Origin of the sequence: Methylobacterium sp. J-076 (genome assembly GCF_022829405.1) — a bacterium.
In the GTDB taxonomy this organism is placed as follows: domain Bacteria; phylum Pseudomonadota; class Alphaproteobacteria; order Rhizobiales; family Beijerinckiaceae; genus Methylobacterium.
In genome coordinates, this window is the sequence record NZ_JAKSXW010000111.1 from 1 (window position 1) to 15,932 (window position 15,932).

Below are 15,932 nucleotides of genomic sequence, written 5' to 3' on the forward strand. Positions count from 1 at the left end.
CGGCTCGCGGATGATCGAGCGCGCCCTGGCCCGGGAGATCGGCGGGACCGCCGAGATCGACTACCGCCCCCGGGGCGTGGTCTTCACCGCCGACGCGCCCCTGCTGGAAATCACCCGGGACTGACCCGGCCGCCGGGCGGCATCCGGCATCAATCCGCGTGATGGATGGCGTCCACGACCTCGCCGACGCTGTAGGGCTTGGGGACGAACAGGCCGTGGTCCGGCATGTCCCGGTTGGCGAAGCGGTTGCGGCCCGAGGTCAGGACCAGCCGGATGTCGGGCCAGGCCCGGTGGACGCGCTCCGCCAGGGTCACCCCGCACATCGACCCGGGCATGTCGACATCCGTGAACAGCACGCCGATATCCGCCCGCTCGTGCAGGATGAACCACGCCTCGTCGGCCTGGCGTGCCGAGACCACCGCGAATCCGGCATCCTCCAGCATATCGACGGCGATCATCCGCACGAGGTCATCGTCCTCGACCACCAGGACCAGCGATGATTGGGGATCGCGCTTGCTCGGCATTGCGTCCCAACCGGCAAGGCCGGCATCGGTTTCCGGCGGAGACGGCGATGGCGAAACTGTCGCGCGGCGCCCGAAGCCTGCCCCCGGCCCGGCGGAGGGCGATCTGCCGGGCTTGGACCGCCGCTCGGCGTGTCGGAACGGCCGACGCCGCCACAGGCCCCGTCAGGGAGATGCCTGGCGACCCCGGTTGGGCTCGAACCAACGACCTGCCGCTTAGAAGGCGGCTGCTCTATCCAGCTGAGCTACGGAGTCGGGTGCCGGCCGCCCCGAAAAGCCACGGGGGAGGCCGCCGGTCAAGGCATCCCGCCCCCACGGGGGTTGCCGCGGGGGCCGATTCTGGACAGATCACGCCCGGGGGGCGGCCGAGGCCGCACGCCCCGTCGTCGCGCAGGCCCGCCGCGCATGCCGGGACGAGACCCCGTCCGCGATCCAGACCGAGGAACCCGCCCGCGTGTCCGCCCCCTCCCCGCAGGCCCCCTCGCCCAGCCGGCCCCGGAGGCGCAGGCGCGACGGGCGCGGCAGCCTGGGGCAACCCGGGGCGGACCTCGCCCGCCTGCCGATCGGCCTCGACCTGCGCAGCATCCAGATCGCGGAGGGGGTGCGGGCGGGCTTCGCCTTCGGCGTGGTGTTCCTGCTCGATGCCCTGGTCCACTGGCCGCCGCTCCTGACGATGGCCTTCGCGGCCAACCTCGCCTGCTTCTGCGACACCGGCGGGCCGATGCGGATCCGCCTGCGGGTGCTCACCGCCTTCTCCCTCGTCGGCGGGCTGCTCTGGGCCGGCCTCGGCCTGCTGCGGCCGATGGGGCTGCCCCTCGTCGTGCCCGTGGCCTGCGCGGTGATCTTCGCCTGCACCTACATCCGCGTGTGGAGCATCCAGGCGCAGGCGGCGGGCAACGTCCTCGTCGTGGTGGTCTGCATCGCCCTCGACCGGGCCCTGGCGCCTGCCGAGGCCGGGCTCACCGCCCTGATGTTCGCCGCCGGGGGCCTGTGGGCCACGTTCCTCGCCCTCGTCATCTGGCGCCTCCATCCGTACCGGCCGGCGCACCGGGCGGTGGCCGACGTCTGGCGCGGCCTCGCCCGCCTCGTGGGCGACCTCGAACGGCTGGCGGCCCAGCCGGAGGCCGAGGCCGCGGCCTTCGACGGCCATGCCCGCGCCCACCGCCGGGGGGTGCGCCTCGCGATCGAGACCGCGCGGGCGATGATCCTCGACCTCGCCCGCAGCCGGGAGCGGGTCTCCGAGCGCACCGCCCAGGCGCTGCTGCGCCTGGAGAGCGCCGAGCAGATCTTCTCGAACCTGATCGCCGTGACGGAGCTCCTGGACAGCCGCCCCTCACCGGAGCAGCGCGACGCGACCAAGCGGTTCCTGCGGCGCCTGCGGCCGCTCCTCGTGGTGATCGCCCGGGCGATCCGCGAGGAGGCGAGCCTCGACCTCGCCCGCCTCGAACCGGCCCTGGCCCGGGCCGGCGAGGACCTCGCCGCCGAGCCGACCCTGGCGCACCTCGCGGAGCGGACCATCGGCCGGGTCCGGATCGGCGCCAAGCTGTCCACGCCGGAGGGCTACCGCCCCGGCGGCCTCGACGAGGGCGGCCGGCTCGGCTGGCGGACCCGCTACCTCGCCCCCCTCGTCCAGAACCTCACCTTCTCCTCCCCCAACCTGCGCCACGCCGTGCGGGCGAGCGTCGTCGCCGCGCCGGCCCTGGCCGGCACGCTGAGCTACGGCGGCGCCTTCGCCCACTGGCTCGTCATCACCCTCGTGCTCACCATGCAGCCGTTCTATGCGGCGACGTGGCAGCGGGCTCTGGAGCGCATCGGCGGGACGGTGCTCGGCGGCGTGGTCGGGGCGGTGCTGGCCTACTACGCCGCGACGCCCCTGTGGCAGGCGGGGCTGATCCTCGCCCTCAGCATCGTCGGCTTCGCCGCCCGGCAGATCTCCTACGGGTTCTTCGTGACCTGCCTGACGCCCCTCGTCGTGCTGCTCGTGGAGGTGCTGGAGCCGGGCCACAGCTCGTGGGAGATCGTCGGCGAGCGCGCGGGCTTCACCCTGCTCGGCGGGCTGATCGCCGTGGCGAGCTGCCTCGTCCTCTGGCCGATCTGGGAGCCCGATCAGGTGCGACGGGAATTGCGCCGCACCCTCGCGGCCCACGCCGAGTTCGCCCGCGCCGTCCTCTCGGCCCCGCCCGGCGAGGACCGGGAGGCGGCCATCGGCACCGCGGCCCGCACCGCCGGCCTCGCCCTCAACGACCTGGAGGCGGCCCTCTCCCGGGCCCTGCAGCAGCCCCGGGCCGGACACCACCCGGAGGTCGAGGCGGCGATGGTCGCCGACGCCACCCTGCGCCGAATCAGCGCCCGGCTGTCCGTGCTCCGGCACGCCCCGGACGCCACCGCCCCGGCCCTGCCCGCCTGGAAGGACTGGATCGTGGACACGCTGGCGGCCCTGGCCGCCGACGGGGCGGGGCTGCCCGCGCGGCCCGACACGCTGCAGGGCCCCTCCTTCTCCCGCCTCGCCGCCCAGGTCGACCTGCTGACCGGCACCCTGCGCCCAGGCGGCGGCCGCACCCCCCTCGCGCCGGGGTGAGCGCGCGCCCCGGCGCCCGCGTGAAGTGACGCCGACACTTCGTTCAGGCGTCTCAGCAGCAGTCACTTGTTGTTGCATCGATTTGTCCAGACAGGGCCGACGCCTCCGCCCGGATCGATGCGCCAGAGCATTTTCCGCCGAAGTGGATGCCGGTTCGGCGCAAGAAAATGCGGGAAAGAAAAAGGTCTAGGCGCCGACGCTGTCCGGACCGTCGCCGAGGATGTCCAGGTACTCGGCCGGATCCCAATCGTGCGACCAGCCGGGGAGGGGCGTCGCCCAAGCGGGTCCGTACACCGTATCGAGGTAGACGAAGGGATTCCGCGGAAACGCGCAGGTCACCCCGAGGAGGCGCGCCTCCATCACCGGGAAGACGTCCGTCAGGTTGAAGGCGCCGCGTTCACCCGGGAACCACGATACGAACTGACCCTCGACCAAGCCGACGAAGACGTCGCAATCCTTCTTCCCGGGCCGCCCGACCTGCCGATGCGTGCGATGGTCGCCGAAGACGGAGTATCCGTGCGATCGGAGATGGTCTTCCACGTGCCTCACCGCGTCCGGCAAAGTCCCGAACCGATCGCGCGGCAACGCGACGATGATGTCGATATCGTCGTCGTGCGGCATGAGATCCCTGTCGCGCACGAAGGATAAGACCGCGCCGTAGCCGAACGATACGTTCGCCGTCAGAGATCTCAGATCGCGCACGATCTCCATCGCATCCGAGAGATGCTCGATCTTCTGGGGCAACGACCAGTGCTTGAATGTCTTGGAGATGCCGTGCCTCGTCCAATCCAGATCGATCGGATTCAGGAACAGCCGGCCGAGATTCTTCTGGATGAAGACCTTGTTCTCGTGGGAGACCACGTGGTCTTCGTGCAATTCCGCCTCGAGCCCCCTGAGGTCGCCGGAGACCATGAGGCGCAGCAACCGGGCCGTCAGATCGATTTCAGCCTGGAGTGGAATTTCCTCCGGAGCGTGCCTGTAGGCGGCCAGCAGCGTCGAGACGAAGGCGTCCCCCCGCGCGGTGGCATCGTAGACGACGTTCCAGTCGCCCTCCACGCCGAGCGTTTCGACCTTCAGCCCCCACGCACGCGCCGCGTACTCGTCATCCCGGTTCTGGATCTCCAGGCGTGAGATGGCCGCCGCCGTTGTCAGCGTCAGCACCGCATAGGGGTTCTGTTCCGAACAGGTGTGAAAGGTGATCCAGGGCTTCCCGGAACCGTTGGACCAATCGTCCTCCTGCAGGTGCTCCGCGCCGGGGAGAACGGAACTGAGCTCGAACACGCCATCGACGAGGGCCAGCGCGCGATTCGACCGGCGGGCGCCTGGACGGCTGGCGATCAGGTTGATCGCCCCAAGATGCAGGCATTCATACTTCGCCAGACTGAAGCGAAGCTTCGAGATCGTCGGGTCGCCCACCCTGATGATCAATGGCCCGCCGCGGGCGTCGGTGGTGAAGCACAGGTCCGGGTAACACGTCCGCCAGAGCGAATGGACGTGGGCGAACAACTGTTCGAGAGACTGGATCGTCACGCCGATCTCCGGGAGCCAGACAGGATGAACCGCGCCACATGCGCATCGTCGATGCCCTGCCGCGCGAGACCCTTCCCTTGCTGGCGGTACACGACGTGGAAGCCGAGCCGGGAGACATCCTGAGCGAAGGTTTCAGGGTCTATATACCTGCGGTAATGGAGCGGCGTAGCCTTCAGCCCGCGCTGATCATCACAGGTCCTGAACTCGACCGCCAACAGGCCGCCACGCCCCAGCAGCTGAACGGCGACGGCCAGGAACTCGGCCTGCTCCGCCGCGGTCAGCGCGTGCAGGAAAAACCGCGCATACACGACGAGCTCCGGGGACGTCACGCCGTTGTCCCGCTCGGCGCACGCGCGCAGCCGATCACCGAGACCGTGCTCGTCGATCTTCGCTTTTATGGTGCGAATATTGGCGAGGTTGTCTTCTATGATCCGCGCATCGACATCGCTGATCGCCGCCGACGATCCGTCGATCGCCACGACATCATGCCCATGCTTGGAAAAGAAGAAACTATCTCGACCATTCCCGCAGCCGAACTCGAAGACCAGCGATGGCGTATTGATGTTCTCGGCAACGAGCTTCGCAAAACTGGACGGCTCGGAACTCAACGAGTGACCGCTCGCCTTATAAAATTCGTTCCAATAAACATCCCTTCGGGCTGGCTCTCCTTCGGAAATCATTTGTCCGTCCCGGTGTTCTCAATAGCGAAGTGTCATCCCGGCCCTCAGAAGCCATTTCGAGAAATGGGACTGCTTACCTAGCCAGCTTTACATCTTACGTATTTGCCGATCATGCAAAAGTGATCAAGTGCACCCACCCCCGTCACGATCGAGAGATGATGCATTTCAACCACAGGTCTGTGGTTACTGGTAAGACCGCACCGTTCCAGTTGTATGATCTGACGGGCACCTCGACCCCTTTGCCTCTCCCATCCCGGGTGCGGCCCGCAGCTCGCGCCTAGGATAAGCCGTGAAGTCCGGTGGATCATACGCAAGGGGAGGCATCGATTCCACGAGGTGGCCCAGCGGTGAGAGCGCCGGCATGGTCGTGGGGCGTGCGCAGGGCGGCCAGACCGCGGCGTCGGTCTGAGTGTCCGGCCGCACGCGCCGCGCCCCGCAAGACGGGGAGAGGGCTCCGCACCTCCTCCGACCGGGGGGAGAATGCGAACGGGCCGGCAACGGAATGGGCCGGGGCCCGTGCCTTGACGAAGCGCCCTCAGACGTAGTCAAAGACGGTTCCGACGCACCGAAACAGCCAATTTCCTCAACGGCTTCAGGGCGTCCGCCGGCGTAGCACAGCGGTAGTGCAGCGGTTTTGTAAACCGAAGGTCGGGGGTTCGATCCCCTCCGCCGGCACCACCCCTCGGACCGCCGCCGCCCGGGGCGAGCCCTCAATCGGTGAGCGCGGAGAGCATTCGCTCGGCGCGGACCCATTGATCTTCGTTCAGACGCGACAACCGCTGGTGAATCCTCGCGAGGCGGCGGCGGGCCGCACGCCGCCCTCGGACCGGCGACGGTGCTGGTGATCGCCTTCTCCGGGGTCGGCCCTCGTTCTCACCGGCCATCGAGGAACAGGCCGCCTGATGCCGGAGCCGACGCGCCGCGCAGGGCACGGGGCGCCGGGTCCGCACGGCGATCCGGCGGCGGTGCCGGGCTCAGCGGCCGTAGACGTCCTCGATGCGGATGATGTCGTCCTCGCCCGTATAGGAGCCGACCTGGACCTCGATCAGCTCCAGGGGGATCTTGCCGGGGTTGGTGAGGCGGTGGACGCAGCCGATCGGCAGGTAGATCGCCTCGTTCTCGTGGACCAGGGCCACCGTGTCGTCCACCGTCACCTCGGCGGTGCCGCGCACCACCACCCAGTGCTCCGCCCGGTGGTAGTGCTTCTGGAGCGACAGCCGGGCGCCCGGCTTGACGGTGATCCGCTTCACCTGGAAGCGGGAGCCGATGTCGATCCGCTGGTAGTTGCCCCAGGGCCGGTACATCAGGCGGTGGGCGTCGGCCTCGGGCTCGCCCTTGGCGCGCAGCTGCTCCACCAGGGTCTTCACCTCGCCGCCGCGCTCCCGGCTGGTAACCAGGACCGCGTCGGAGGTGGCCACCACCACCACGTCGTCCAGGCCGACCACCGTCGTCAGCAGCTCGCCCTCGCTGTGGACGAGGCTGTTGCGGGTGCCGTGCAAAGCGACGCGGCCGCGCACCGCATTGCCGGCCTCGTCCTGCGGCGAGACCTCCCACAGGGCGCCCCAGGTGCCGATGTCGGACCAGGGGAACGAGACCGGCAGCACCGCCGCCCGGTCGGTGTGCTCCATCACGGCGTAGTCCACCGAGATCTGCGGCGCCTGGAGGAAGGCGTCGGTGTCGAGGCGGAGGAAGTCGAGGTCGCGGACGGCGGCCCGGAGGGAGGCCTCCGCCGCCGCGAGCACGGCCGGGGCGTGGGTGCGCATCTCGTCGAGCATCACGTCCGCCCGGAACAGGAAGTAGCCGCTGTTCCACAGGGCGCCCTCGGCGATGAGGCCCGCCGCGCGGGTGGCATCGGGCTTCTCCAGGAAGCGCTGGACCACCCGGGCGCCGGCCTCCCCCGCCGCGCCGGGCAGGGGCTCGCCCGGCTGGATGTAGCCGTAGGCGGTGGCCGGCGCGGTGGGCACGAGGCCGAGGGTCATGATGTGGCCCGCCTGCGCCCCCAGGCTGCAGGCGCGCACGGCGGCGAGGAAGGCCGCGTCGTCGCCCACGATGTGGTCGGCCGCCAGGATCAGCACCAGCGCGTCCGGCTGCCGGGCGGCGGCGTGAAGCGCGGCCACGGTGACGGCCGCCGCCGAGTCGCGCCGGGCGGGCTCGAGGAGGATGTCGGCGGCGAGCCCGGCCTGGGCGAGCTGCTCGGCGACGATGAACCGGGCATCGTTGGCGGTGATCACCGCGGGGCGGGCGAAGACGGTGGCGTCGGTCACCCGGGCGGCGGTCGCCTGGAAGGAGGAGCGGTGCGCCTCGGCGAGCGGGATGAACTGCTTCGGGAAGCTCTCCCGCGAGGCCGGCCACAGCCGCGTGCCGGACCCGCCGCACAGGATGACCGGATGGATGAGTTGCGCATTGTCACCCGACATCGGCCTGCTCCTGCTGTCACACCGGTTGCGAAGGGATTGCGACGAACTGTCTTCGCGAACCCGTCGTTTCGGAAACTCTCTACCAGAACAGACAACCGCCCGGCATGGATTCGGTTTTTAACCTAACCGCGGAACCCGTATTCGGTCGCCGCCGGCAATAAGCGGGCCATGCCGCCGGGTCCGCCGCGGGGCGCCCCTCATGCCGCATCGGCCCCCGGCGGTCGAGCCCCCCGGCCGTTTGCGGTGGATCAAGGCGCCCCGCCGCCCCGGGCGCAGGATCGCCATGCCCGGCGCCCGATCTCCGCGCATCCGGCCCGTGCGACGCAGGAGGCGGCGATGACCTACGCGAGCATCATGGTGGCGGTCGATCCGGAAGAGGAATCCCGCCGACGCGTGCGGGTGGCGGCGCACCTGGCCGACAGGTTCGGCGCCGGGCTGATCGGCGTCGCCGCCGAGCGGCCCGACTACGCGGCCTTCTCCGCCGACCCCGGCGCGGGCGGGCCCTTCGTGCTGCCGGTGCTGGATGAACTCTGCCTCGACAGGCTGCGGCAGGCCCACGCCCTGTTCGCGCAGGCCGCCGCCCTCGGCAGCCGCATGGCATGGCGCTCCGACATCGAAGACCCCCTCTCCTTCCTCCTGGCCCAAGCGGTGGCGGCGGATCTCGTGGTGCTCGGGCGGCCCCTGCGGGACACGCCCGCGGGCCGCTTCGCCATCGCGCCGGACGGGGCGGTGATGGCCCTCGGCCGGCCCGTCCTGCTCGTGCCCGCCCCGGTGGAGCACCTGGAGGCCAGCCGGGTGGCGATCGGCTGGAAGAACACCCGCGAGGCCCGGCGGGCGGTGGCCGACGCGATGCCCTTCCTGGCGCGGGCCGCGCAGGTCGTCGTCTGCTCGGTGTCGGACGGGGGGGAGCCGGGCGGCGCGCAGGATCTCGTCCGCACCCTCGCGGCGAGGGGGATCCCCGCCACGGCCGCGCGGACCGCGGCGGACGGCGCCGGGACCGCCGAGGCGCTGATCGACATGGCCTGCGAGCACGCCGCCGATCTCCTCGTGATCGGCGCCTACGGCCATTCCCGCCTGCGCGAATGGACCTTCGGCGGCGTGACCCGCGACCTGCTGCGCCACAGCCCGATCTGTTGCCTGATGAGCCATTAGCGCGGTGTCGGCGACGCCGGGATCCCGGCGTCGCGTGGCTCAGGGCGGGTCCCCTCCCCCCGTGGGGAGGGGGTGTGGGGGCGGTGCCGGAGCAGGCGGGGCGGTGCCTCCCCGATCACGCCGGGATCGAGGGATGGCCACCGACGCGGCTGGCGGAAGGCGCCGCGGGCCGATCGACAGGCCACGACGATCCATTTGCGGCATTCGGGCCCAACGCGAGCCGAGATTACAGACGGACGCGCGAAGCACGGAAAGCACGCATGGCGTCTTTCATTTCATTCTCTCTGGAAAGACTTCGGATCTGGAAAGACTTGGCTTGGGCAAGAATCGGACCTGCGCGCAAATCCGTGATGGAACCAAATCCATTGGCCTGGGCAATTATTTGTATTAGTCTTGTGCGCCAGCGCAGGGCCCCTGTGAAATCGGGGGCTTGATACGCGCAGGACGGGACGTCTGCGCAAATGAGCACTTTAGAGTTGAGCCACGACCACGCGGCCCATCCCTGCCATCACGGCTGGCAGGGGGAGAGCTGCCAGGATTGCAAGGCGCGGCTGTTCAGCATCTGCGCCGCCCTCACCATCGACGAGCTCGAGGAGCTGGAGGCCCTGAGCCGGCAGATCACCCTCGCCCCCCGGCAGACCCTGTTCGCCCAGGAGGACGATGCCACCGCCGTCTACAACGTCACGGAGGGGGCGCTGGTCCTCTCCCGCCTGCTGCCGGATGGCCGGCGCCACGTGATGGGCTTCGCCCTAGCCGGCGACTTCCTCGGCCTCGCCCTGCCGGAGCGGTTCACCGTGACCGCCGCGGCCCTCGGCCCGGTGACCCTCTGCCGGTTCGAGCGGGGCGCCTTCCGGGCGCTGGTGGCGGACAAGCCGCACCTGCTCCTGCGGCTGCACGAACGCGCCGCCTACGAGCTGACCCTGGCCCAGGACCAGATGATGCTCCTCGGCCGGCGCACCGCCGAGGAGAAGGTGGCGAGCTTCCTCGGGGGCCTGCGTCGCCGCTACGCCCGGATCGGCCACGATTCGGCCACGGTGGAACTGCCGATGGGCCGGCAGGACATCGCCGATCATCTCGGCCTCACCATCGAGACGGTGAGCCGAATGCTGACGCGCCTCGACCGCGAGCGCACCATCCTCATCGTGCCCGGCGGCGTGCGCGTGCTCGACCCCGGCCGCCTGGAACACTTGGCCGCCGGCTGAACGCCCGGACGGGGGACGTCCCCCCGCCATCACCGTCCTGTCCGCCCGTGCCCGCACCGCCTGATCGGCCCCTTAATGGCTCATCAGGCAGCAGACCGGGCTGCGCCGGAGCAGGTCTCGGGTCACGCCGCCGAAGGCCCATTCCCGCATGCGGGAATGGCCGTAGGCCCCCATGACGATCAGGTCGGCATCCTGGCGGCGCGCGAAATCGAGGATCTCCTCGGCCGGGCCCTTCCGGTCCTGGATCAGATGGGTGGTCACCGCCGCGCCGTGGCGGGCGAGGTGGGCGGCCACCTGCTCCGCGCCCTCGGCATGGGCCCCCTCGCCGACCCCGGCGACGAAGACCTGATCCGCGCGGCGGATGAAGGGGAGCGCGCCGGACACGGCCCGGCGGGTCTCCACCGTGTCCTTCCAGGCGACGACGATGCGCGCGGCCCGCAGGGCCTCGACCTCCAGCGGCACGACGAGCACCGGGCGGCCGGCCTCCATCAGGACGGGCCCCGACGCCACGCCGAGGGTGCCGCGATCCTCCGCCCCCTCGCCCTCCTGCCCGACGACCACGAGGTCGGCCGCCCTCGCCTCTGCCACGAGGTGGGTGAGGGGGGTGGCATGGGTGGCGCGCCATTCCGTATCGAAGGCGCCCTCGGCGTTGCGGACGAAGACGTCGCGGGCGCACTCCAGCTCGGCCCGGACCACCTCTCGGTTGCGCTCCTCCTGAAGCTGGGCATCGGAGATGTCGCTGACCAGCACGGGGGCGGGCACCTTCCGGGCCGCGGCCCCCGTGAGGATCGCCTCGAACCGCGGCGTCAGCCCCGCGGCCAGCCGGATCCGGGCCGGCGCGGCACCGGAGAGATCGACGCAGACCAGAATCGTCGCGTAGGACATCGCCACCTCCATCGCTTGCCGTGCGGGCGCCGGGGGACCGGCCCTCAGTGGGCCACGCGCATGAGCACCGTGACGATCACCGCCGCCGTGCAGGCCAGGGCGAGGGCCGTGAGGCTGCCGAGGCGGCCGTGCAGGTGCCCGGCGCCGTTTGCGGCCGTCCCCTCGACCCGCGCCGTGATGGCGGTGCCGCGGGGCATCCGGACGGTGGGGGTGGGCAGGGGCAGGATGTTCGTGGCCATGGGCACCTCCTCATCGAGGGCCCCATGGTGACGCGTCGGGGCGCGGGCGCCTTGATCCAGCGCAAAATCCGGCCGCGCGGCGCCTTACTGCACCGCCGGGCTGGTGCTGGCGACGATGGGCAGGCCCGCCGGGGCCTCGCCGCAGGCGATGCAGCGCAGGCGCTGGGCCACGGCCACGACGTCCTCCTCCGCCCCGGCGCAGAGCTGGCCCCAGCTCGCCCAGGTGGTGGCCCGGCAGGTCGGGCAGCGGGGGATGCGCAGGCCGCGGTGGCCGGTCTTCTGCCAGTCGCCCACGGTCTGGCGCCGGAACACGCTCATCGCCGCCTCACCCGGGCCCGCACCGAACCGGTCGCCTCGTCCATCGCCGTTCCCCGTGGCCTCGCCTGCCCGGCCATATGCAACGCGCGCCACTCTCCGTCGATCAGGTGACAGTTTTCAGACGTGACATTTCCGAATTAATTTCACGCTGGAAAATCAAATCTGGATCAGTTCCATGTATGGCCGTATTCTTGGAACGCTTAAATACTGTCAGCTATTTGCACCCGCGAACGAGGCGGTGAGCCGGCCGGGGGGCAGGTGAAGGCGAAGTCGTCGCCGCTATCGCCGCCGAAGAACGGCCCGGCGCGGCGGAGACTTTGCGGGAGATCGAGGAGAGGCCGGGATGGACGCGCTGCGCCTCGCCGGGGCCGTCATGATGTCGGCGGGGCGGCCAGGGCCGGCGGCTCCCGGCGCAGGCCGACGCCGCTGGTGCCCTGGGCCAGCATCGCCCGCAGCAGGGCCTCCCCCTGCCCGGCGGCGGCCTCCACGGAGAGCCCGTCCTGGCGGATGTTGGAGATGCAGTTCCGCCGGGAATCCGGCAGGCCCGGCTCGGGGGCGAAGGTGACGTAGCAGCCGAGGCTGTCGGAGGCGGAGAGGCCCGGCCGTTCGCCGATCAGCACCACGACCGCCCGCGCCTGGAGGCGGGCGCCGATGGGGTCGCCCAGGGCCACCCGCCCCTGCGTGGCGACCACCACCGGGGCGAGGCTCCACCCCGCCCGCCGCACCCGGGCCGCCAGGGCCGCGGCGGCGGGCACCGCGTTGAGGGCGACCGCCGTGGCCGAGAGCCCGTCCGCGATGACGATGGCGACGTCGAACCCCTGCCCCGCCCCGTCGAGGGCGGCGGCGGATTCGGGGTGGAGGGCGCGGCCTTTGTCCGGCCGGCGCAGGTACTCGGCCCGGTCGGCCACGGTGGAGCGGACCTCGACCGATTCGAGCCCCTGCGCGCGGAGGGCGTCCCGGATCGCCCCCGGGTCCAGGGGGGTCCAGACCGCCTCGCGGGCCCGGGCATGGTCGAGGCCGAAGGCCAGGGACGCCGCGGTGGGCAGGCCGGCGCCGTGGGCGCCCAGCGCGATCCGCGCCTGGGTGAGGGCGCGCAGGTCGCGCAGGGTGGAGGGGGCCTTGCTCATGCCGCCCTCCCCGGCAGGAGGCGGGAGGCCGCGGCGAAGGCGCCCGGCAACTCGCCCGCCGCGCCGCGCAGCCGCCCCCGCGCATCGGTGACGCCGACCTCGCGCAGCCATGCCTCGAATTCCGGCGCCGGGGGGCGGCCCAGGGTCTCGCGGGCGAAGACGGCGTCGTGGTGGGAGAGCGACTGGTAGTTCAGCATCACGTCGTCCGCCCCCGGCACGGTGATGACGAAGTTCACCCCCGCCGCGCAGAGCAGGGTGAGCAGGGCGTCCATGTCCTCGCCGTCCGCGTCGGCGTGGTTGGTGTAGCAGACGTCCACCCCCATCGGCAGGCCGAGCAGCTTGCCGCAGAAATGGTCCTCCAGCCCGGCCCGGATGATCTGCTTGCCGTCGTAGAGATATTCCGGCCCGATGAAGCCCACCACCGTGTTGACGAGGAGCGGCGAGAAATCCCGGGCCACGGCGTAGGCGCGGGCCTCCATGGTCTGCTGATCGACGCCCCAGTGGGCGTCCGCCGAGAGGGCCGAGCCCTGGCCGGTCTCGAAATACATGAACTGCCCGTCCGCCGGGCAGCGGCCCAGCGCCCGCCCGGCCTCCGCGGCCTCCCGCAGCACCGCGAGGTCGACGCCGAACCCGGCATTGGCCTTCTGCGAGCCGGCCACGGACTGGAACACGAGGTCCACCGGCGCCCCCCGCCCCATCGCCTCGATCGCCACGGTGACGTGGCCGAGGCAGCAATGCTGGGTCGGCACCCCGAGGCGCAGGCGCAGGGTCTCCAGAAGCTCGACGATGCGGATGTAGTCGGGCAGGGAATCGGTGGCCGGGTTCACGCCGATCACCGCATCGCCCGAGCCCATCAGCAGCCCGTCGAGGGCGGAGACGAGGATCCCTTCCGAGGAATCGGTGGGGTGGTTGGGCTGGTTGCGGGTGGAAAGGCGGCCGGGCAGGCCGATCGTCGAGCGGAAGCGCGTGACCACGGGGCGCTTGGCGGCGATGGCCAGCAGGTCCTGCAGCCGGCAGAGCTTGGCCGCGGCCGCCACCATCTCCGGCGTCAGGCCGGGGGCGAGGGCGGCCAGCGCCGCCCCGTCGGCCTCCGGCGAGAGCAGCCATTCCCGGAACGCCCCGACCGTGAGGGAGGAGACGGGCGCGAAGGCGGCCCGGTCGTGCCGCCGGGCGATGAGGTCGGAGACCTCGTCCTCCTCGGAGGGGATCAGTTCCTGCGCCAGGAACGCCTTGAGGGGCAGGTCGGCCAGCGCGATCTGCGCCGCCAGCCGCTCCACCGGGCCCTCCGCCGCGATGCCCGCGAGCTGGTCGCCCGAGCGGGCGGGCGTCGCCTTGGCCATCAGGCTCTTCAGGTCCGGAAACGAGAAGCGCGTGCCTTCGATGACGGTCGTGTACGCCATGACGGGACCTCCCGGGACAGGGGCGCGATCCTCGCCCCTCTGCAAGCCGAACGCCAGGGGCGGCCCCATGGACTCCGCCCGCCGGGGGAATCGCGTCCGGCCGCCCGCCCCCGACGCCCCCTCCTTCGCGGTCCGCCGAGGCGGGCCCCTCGGGGTCCGGCGGGCGGGTCGGCGGCCCTTCCGCCGCTTGCGCGCACGGGCGGGATACGATCACCCCGGCCGCCCCCCGCCGCGGCCCGCGCGCTCAGCCGGGGTTCATCCCGCACGTGCAATAGTCATTGCCAAGCTCATGATTATTTCTGAATTGTAACTTGTAACGATACAGAAACACTTTCGATCTTAGCTGTATTATTTGATTAATGGTTGATGAATACAGAGTTCACAACCGATTAAATCCCCACCTCATACCAGCGACGTCATCAGGGCGACGCGCCGGAACGCCGCCGGACGGGCACGATCCCATCGGTCGGTCCGCACGGCGGTCATCCGGGCTCGCCCGTCCGACAGGACGAGACGATGGCGCAGGATCACGAGGACGGAGCCGGCCCGGCGACGATCAGGGAAGGCCCGACGGAGGAGGCCGCGCGGCCCCGGCGGGGCTCCGTCGATGCCGTCTCCCGCGGCCGGATCGGGCGGGAGCTTCAGCGGCACTACGCGCAGGTTCTGGCTCTGCCGATCCCCCACCACCTGCGCGCCCTGCTGGACGACCTCGCCGACCAGGGCGGGGGGTCCGAGCGCGCCGAACGGGAGCTTCCGCGATGATGCAGACCCTCGCTCCGACCGCCCCGCCGGTGGGGACGCCCCCGGGCGCCGACTCGGAGATGCGCGAGCTCCTCCTGGGATCGATCCCGGCGCTGCGGGCCTTCGCCTTCTCGCTGACCTACGACCTCGACCGCTCCGACGACCTCGTGCAGGACACGCTGGTGCGCGCCTGGACCAAGGCGGAGAGCTTCCGCCGGGGCACCAACCTCACGGCGTGGCTGTTCACCATCCTGCGCAACCTGTTCTACTCCGAGCAGCGCAAGCGCAAGCGCGAGGTGGAGGATGCCGACGGCGTCCATGCCGGCCGCCTCGCCTCCCTGCCCGAGCAGGAGGTGCGGATGGAGATGGCGCAGTTCCAGGATGCCCTGAACCTGCTGCCCCAGGCCCAGCGCGAGGCGCTGATCCTCGTGGGCGCCCAGAGCTTCACCTACGAGGAGGCGGCGGAGATCTGCGGCGTGGCGGTGGGCACCATCAAGAGCCGGGTGAGCCGCGCCCGGGTGCGGCTGATCGAGAGCCTGGGCATGCACGGCACGGACGACATCGGCGCGGACGGGGCGACCCGGGCGGCCCTGGTGGAGCGCTGAGCCCGGCCGCTACTTGATGAGCCGCACCACGTCCCGGAAGCGGGGGTGGGCGGCGCTGCCGAGCCATTCGAACACCACCATCTCGGTGGTGACGATGTCGGCCCCGTGGGCCGCGAGGCGGGAGAGCGCCGCCTCGCGGTTGTCCGTGCGCCGGGAGCCGACCGCGTCGCGCACGATCCGCACCCGCCGGCCCGCCGCCATCAGGCCGAGGGCCGTCTGCAGCACGCAGATATGCGCCTCGCAGCCGGCGAGGATCACCTCCGCCTCCGCCGGGAGGCGGGCGAGGAAGCCCTCGCTGCGGGTGACGTCGAACTCCATCTTCGCGACCGTCTCGCCGCCCGCGAGTTCCGGGACGGTGGGGCCGAGTGCGGCCGGGTTCTGCTCGGTGAGCAGGAGCGGCACGCCCAGGAGCGCCGCCGCCTCGCGCAGCCGCCCCGCATTGGCCACCACCGCCCCGGCCTCCGCGATGGCCGGGACGAGCCGGGCCTGGAGATCGATCAGCACGAGCAGGGAGCGGGCGGGGTCGATCGGCGGCAG

At 71.4% G+C, this 15,932-nt stretch carries 15 protein-coding genes and 2 tRNA genes; 6 read left to right on the forward strand and 11 right to left on the reverse strand.

What is annotated here, in order from left to right:
* Nucleotides 1-149 precede the first annotated feature (149 nt).
* Nucleotides 150-524, reverse strand: coding sequence for a response regulator (locus tag MKK53_RS09715; protein WP_243928496.1), 375 nt, complete (start codon nucleotides 522-524; stop codon nucleotides 150-152).
* Nucleotides 525-699: 175 nt separating this feature from the next.
* Nucleotides 700-776 (reverse strand) — tRNA-Arg (locus MKK53_RS09720).
* Nucleotides 777-975: 199 nt separating this feature from the next.
* On the opposite strand from MKK53_RS09720, the gene MKK53_RS09725 reads away from it, so the two are divergent.
* Complete coding sequence (locus tag MKK53_RS09725) at nucleotides 976-3,099, forward strand: FUSC family protein (RefSeq protein ID WP_243928497.1); 2,124 nt, start codon at nucleotides 976-978, stop codon at nucleotides 3,097-3,099.
* Between the two features lie 186 nt (nucleotides 3,100-3,285).
* Here MKK53_RS09725 and MKK53_RS09730 read toward each other — a convergent pair whose 3' ends face one another.
* Together MKK53_RS09730 and MKK53_RS09735 are read right to left on the reverse strand one after the other, a co-directional pair.
* On the reverse strand, nucleotides 3,286-4,629 hold the full coding sequence (locus MKK53_RS09730) for a hypothetical protein (RefSeq protein WP_243928498.1): 1,344 nt from the start codon (nucleotides 4,627-4,629) through the stop codon (nucleotides 3,286-3,288).
* Nucleotides 4,626-5,309 carry a class I SAM-dependent methyltransferase gene (locus MKK53_RS09735; RefSeq protein WP_243928499.1) on the reverse strand — a complete coding sequence of 228 codons (684 nt, stop codon included), beginning with the start codon at nucleotides 5,307-5,309 and terminating at the stop codon, nucleotides 4,626-4,628. The genes MKK53_RS09730 and MKK53_RS09735 overlap by 4 nt, the downstream gene beginning before the upstream one ends.
* Nucleotides 5,310-5,912: 603 nt before the next feature.
* Here MKK53_RS09735 and MKK53_RS09740 point away from each other — a divergent pair.
* Nucleotides 5,913-5,987, forward strand: a tRNA-Thr gene (locus MKK53_RS09740).
* Nucleotides 5,988-6,283: 296 nt separating this feature from the next.
* Here MKK53_RS09740 and MKK53_RS09745 read toward each other — a convergent pair.
* The gene (locus MKK53_RS09745) at nucleotides 6,284-7,726 is read right to left on the reverse strand and encodes a mannose-1-phosphate guanylyltransferase/mannose-6-phosphate isomerase (RefSeq protein WP_243928500.1); all 1,443 of its coding nucleotides are present in this window, start codon (nucleotides 7,724-7,726) and stop codon (nucleotides 6,284-6,286) included.
* Between the two features lie 336 nt (nucleotides 7,727-8,062).
* Between MKK53_RS09745 and MKK53_RS09750 the strand changes: the two genes are divergently transcribed.
* Both MKK53_RS09750 and MKK53_RS09755 read left to right on the forward strand, forming a co-directional pair.
* Nucleotides 8,063-8,878, forward strand: a complete 816-nt coding sequence (locus MKK53_RS09750) for a universal stress protein (protein ID WP_243928501.1) — start codon at nucleotides 8,063-8,065, stop codon at nucleotides 8,876-8,878.
* Nucleotides 8,879-9,339: 461 nt separating this feature from the next.
* Nucleotides 9,340-10,080, forward strand: a complete 741-nt coding sequence (locus MKK53_RS09755; RefSeq protein ID WP_243928502.1) for a Crp/Fnr family transcriptional regulator — start codon at nucleotides 9,340-9,342, stop codon at nucleotides 10,078-10,080.
* Nucleotides 10,081-10,152: 72 nt separating this feature from the next.
* Here MKK53_RS09755 and MKK53_RS09760 read toward each other — a convergent pair whose 3' ends face one another.
* From MKK53_RS09760 to MKK53_RS09780, 5 genes are all read right to left on the reverse strand, one after another.
* Nucleotides 10,153-10,965 carry a universal stress protein gene (locus MKK53_RS09760; protein ID WP_243928503.1) on the reverse strand — a complete coding sequence of 271 codons (813 nt, stop codon included), beginning with the start codon at nucleotides 10,963-10,965 and terminating at the stop codon, nucleotides 10,153-10,155.
* Between the two features lie 44 nt (nucleotides 10,966-11,009).
* Nucleotides 11,010-11,204 (reverse strand): hypothetical protein, encoded by a 195-nt coding sequence (locus MKK53_RS09765; RefSeq protein WP_243928504.1) that lies wholly within the window; start codon nucleotides 11,202-11,204, stop codon nucleotides 11,010-11,012.
* A gap of 84 nt (nucleotides 11,205-11,288) precedes the next feature.
* Complete coding sequence (locus MKK53_RS09770; RefSeq protein ID WP_243928505.1) at nucleotides 11,289-11,522, reverse strand: hypothetical protein; 234 nt, start codon at nucleotides 11,520-11,522, stop codon at nucleotides 11,289-11,291.
* Between the two features lie 371 nt (nucleotides 11,523-11,893).
* The gene (gene eutC, locus MKK53_RS09775; RefSeq protein ID WP_243928506.1) at nucleotides 11,894-12,649 is read right to left on the reverse strand and encodes an ethanolamine ammonia-lyase subunit EutC; all 756 of its coding nucleotides are present in this window, start codon (nucleotides 12,647-12,649) and stop codon (nucleotides 11,894-11,896) included.
* Nucleotides 12,646-14,049, reverse strand: coding sequence for an ethanolamine ammonia-lyase subunit EutB (locus tag MKK53_RS09780; protein ID WP_243928507.1), 1,404 nt, complete (start codon nucleotides 14,047-14,049; stop codon nucleotides 12,646-12,648). Before MKK53_RS09780 ends, eutC begins: the two co-directional genes overlap by 4 nt.
* 516 nt (nucleotides 14,050-14,565) lie before the next feature.
* Between MKK53_RS09780 and MKK53_RS09785 the strand changes: the two genes are divergently transcribed.
* Nucleotides 14,566-14,811 carry a NepR family anti-sigma factor gene (locus MKK53_RS09785; protein WP_243928508.1) on the forward strand — a complete coding sequence of 82 codons (246 nt, stop codon included), beginning with the start codon at nucleotides 14,566-14,568 and terminating at the stop codon, nucleotides 14,809-14,811.
* Nucleotides 14,808-15,395: a sigma-70 family RNA polymerase sigma factor gene (locus MKK53_RS09790; RefSeq protein WP_243928509.1), complete on the forward strand. Its 588-nt coding sequence runs from the start codon at nucleotides 14,808-14,810 to the stop codon at nucleotides 15,393-15,395. Before MKK53_RS09785 ends, MKK53_RS09790 begins: the two co-directional genes overlap by 4 nt.
* Nucleotides 15,396-15,404: 9 nt before the next feature.
* On the opposite strand, the gene MKK53_RS09795 is transcribed toward MKK53_RS09790, so the two are convergent.
* Nucleotides 15,405-15,932, reverse strand: coding sequence for an isochorismatase family protein (locus MKK53_RS09795; protein WP_243928553.1), 528 nt, complete (start codon nucleotides 15,930-15,932; stop codon nucleotides 15,405-15,407).

Bases quoted from the DNA above. Each gene is read 5' to 3' on its own strand.
- MKK53_RS09755 (WP_243928502.1), top strand. From the start codon at position 9,340: ATGAGCACTTTAGAGTTGAGCCACGACCACGCGGCCCATCCCTGCCAT.
- MKK53_RS09785 (WP_243928508.1), top strand. From the start codon at position 14,566: ATGGCGCAGGATCACGAGGACGGAGCCGGCCCGGCGACGATCAGGGAA.
- MKK53_RS09750 (WP_243928501.1), top strand. From the start codon at position 8,063: ATGACCTACGCGAGCATCATGGTGGCGGTCGATCCGGAAGAGGAATCC.
- MKK53_RS09735 (WP_243928499.1), bottom strand. From the start codon at position 5,309: ATGATTTCCGAAGGAGAGCCAGCCCGAAGGGATGTTTATTGGAACGAA.
- MKK53_RS09770 (WP_243928505.1), bottom strand. From the start codon at position 11,522: ATGAGCGTGTTCCGGCGCCAGACCGTGGGCGACTGGCAGAAGACCGGC.
- MKK53_RS09745 (WP_243928500.1), bottom strand. From the start codon at position 7,726: ATGTCGGGTGACAATGCGCAACTCATCCATCCGGTCATCCTGTGCGGC.
- MKK53_RS09765 (WP_243928504.1), bottom strand. From the start codon at position 11,204: ATGGCCACGAACATCCTGCCCCTGCCCACCCCCACCGTCCGGATGCCC.
- eutC (WP_243928506.1), bottom strand. From the start codon at position 12,649: ATGAGCAAGGCCCCCTCCACCCTGCGCGACCTGCGCGCCCTCACCCAG.
- MKK53_RS09790 (WP_243928509.1), top strand. From the start codon at position 14,808: ATGATGCAGACCCTCGCTCCGACCGCCCCGCCGGTGGGGACGCCCCCG.
- MKK53_RS09715 (WP_243928496.1), bottom strand. From the start codon at position 524: ATGCCGAGCAAGCGCGATCCCCAATCATCGCTGGTCCTGGTGGTCGAG.
- MKK53_RS09760 (WP_243928503.1), bottom strand. From the start codon at position 10,965: ATGTCCTACGCGACGATTCTGGTCTGCGTCGATCTCTCCGGTGCCGCG.
- MKK53_RS09780 (WP_243928507.1), bottom strand. From the start codon at position 14,049: ATGGCGTACACGACCGTCATCGAAGGCACGCGCTTCTCGTTTCCGGAC.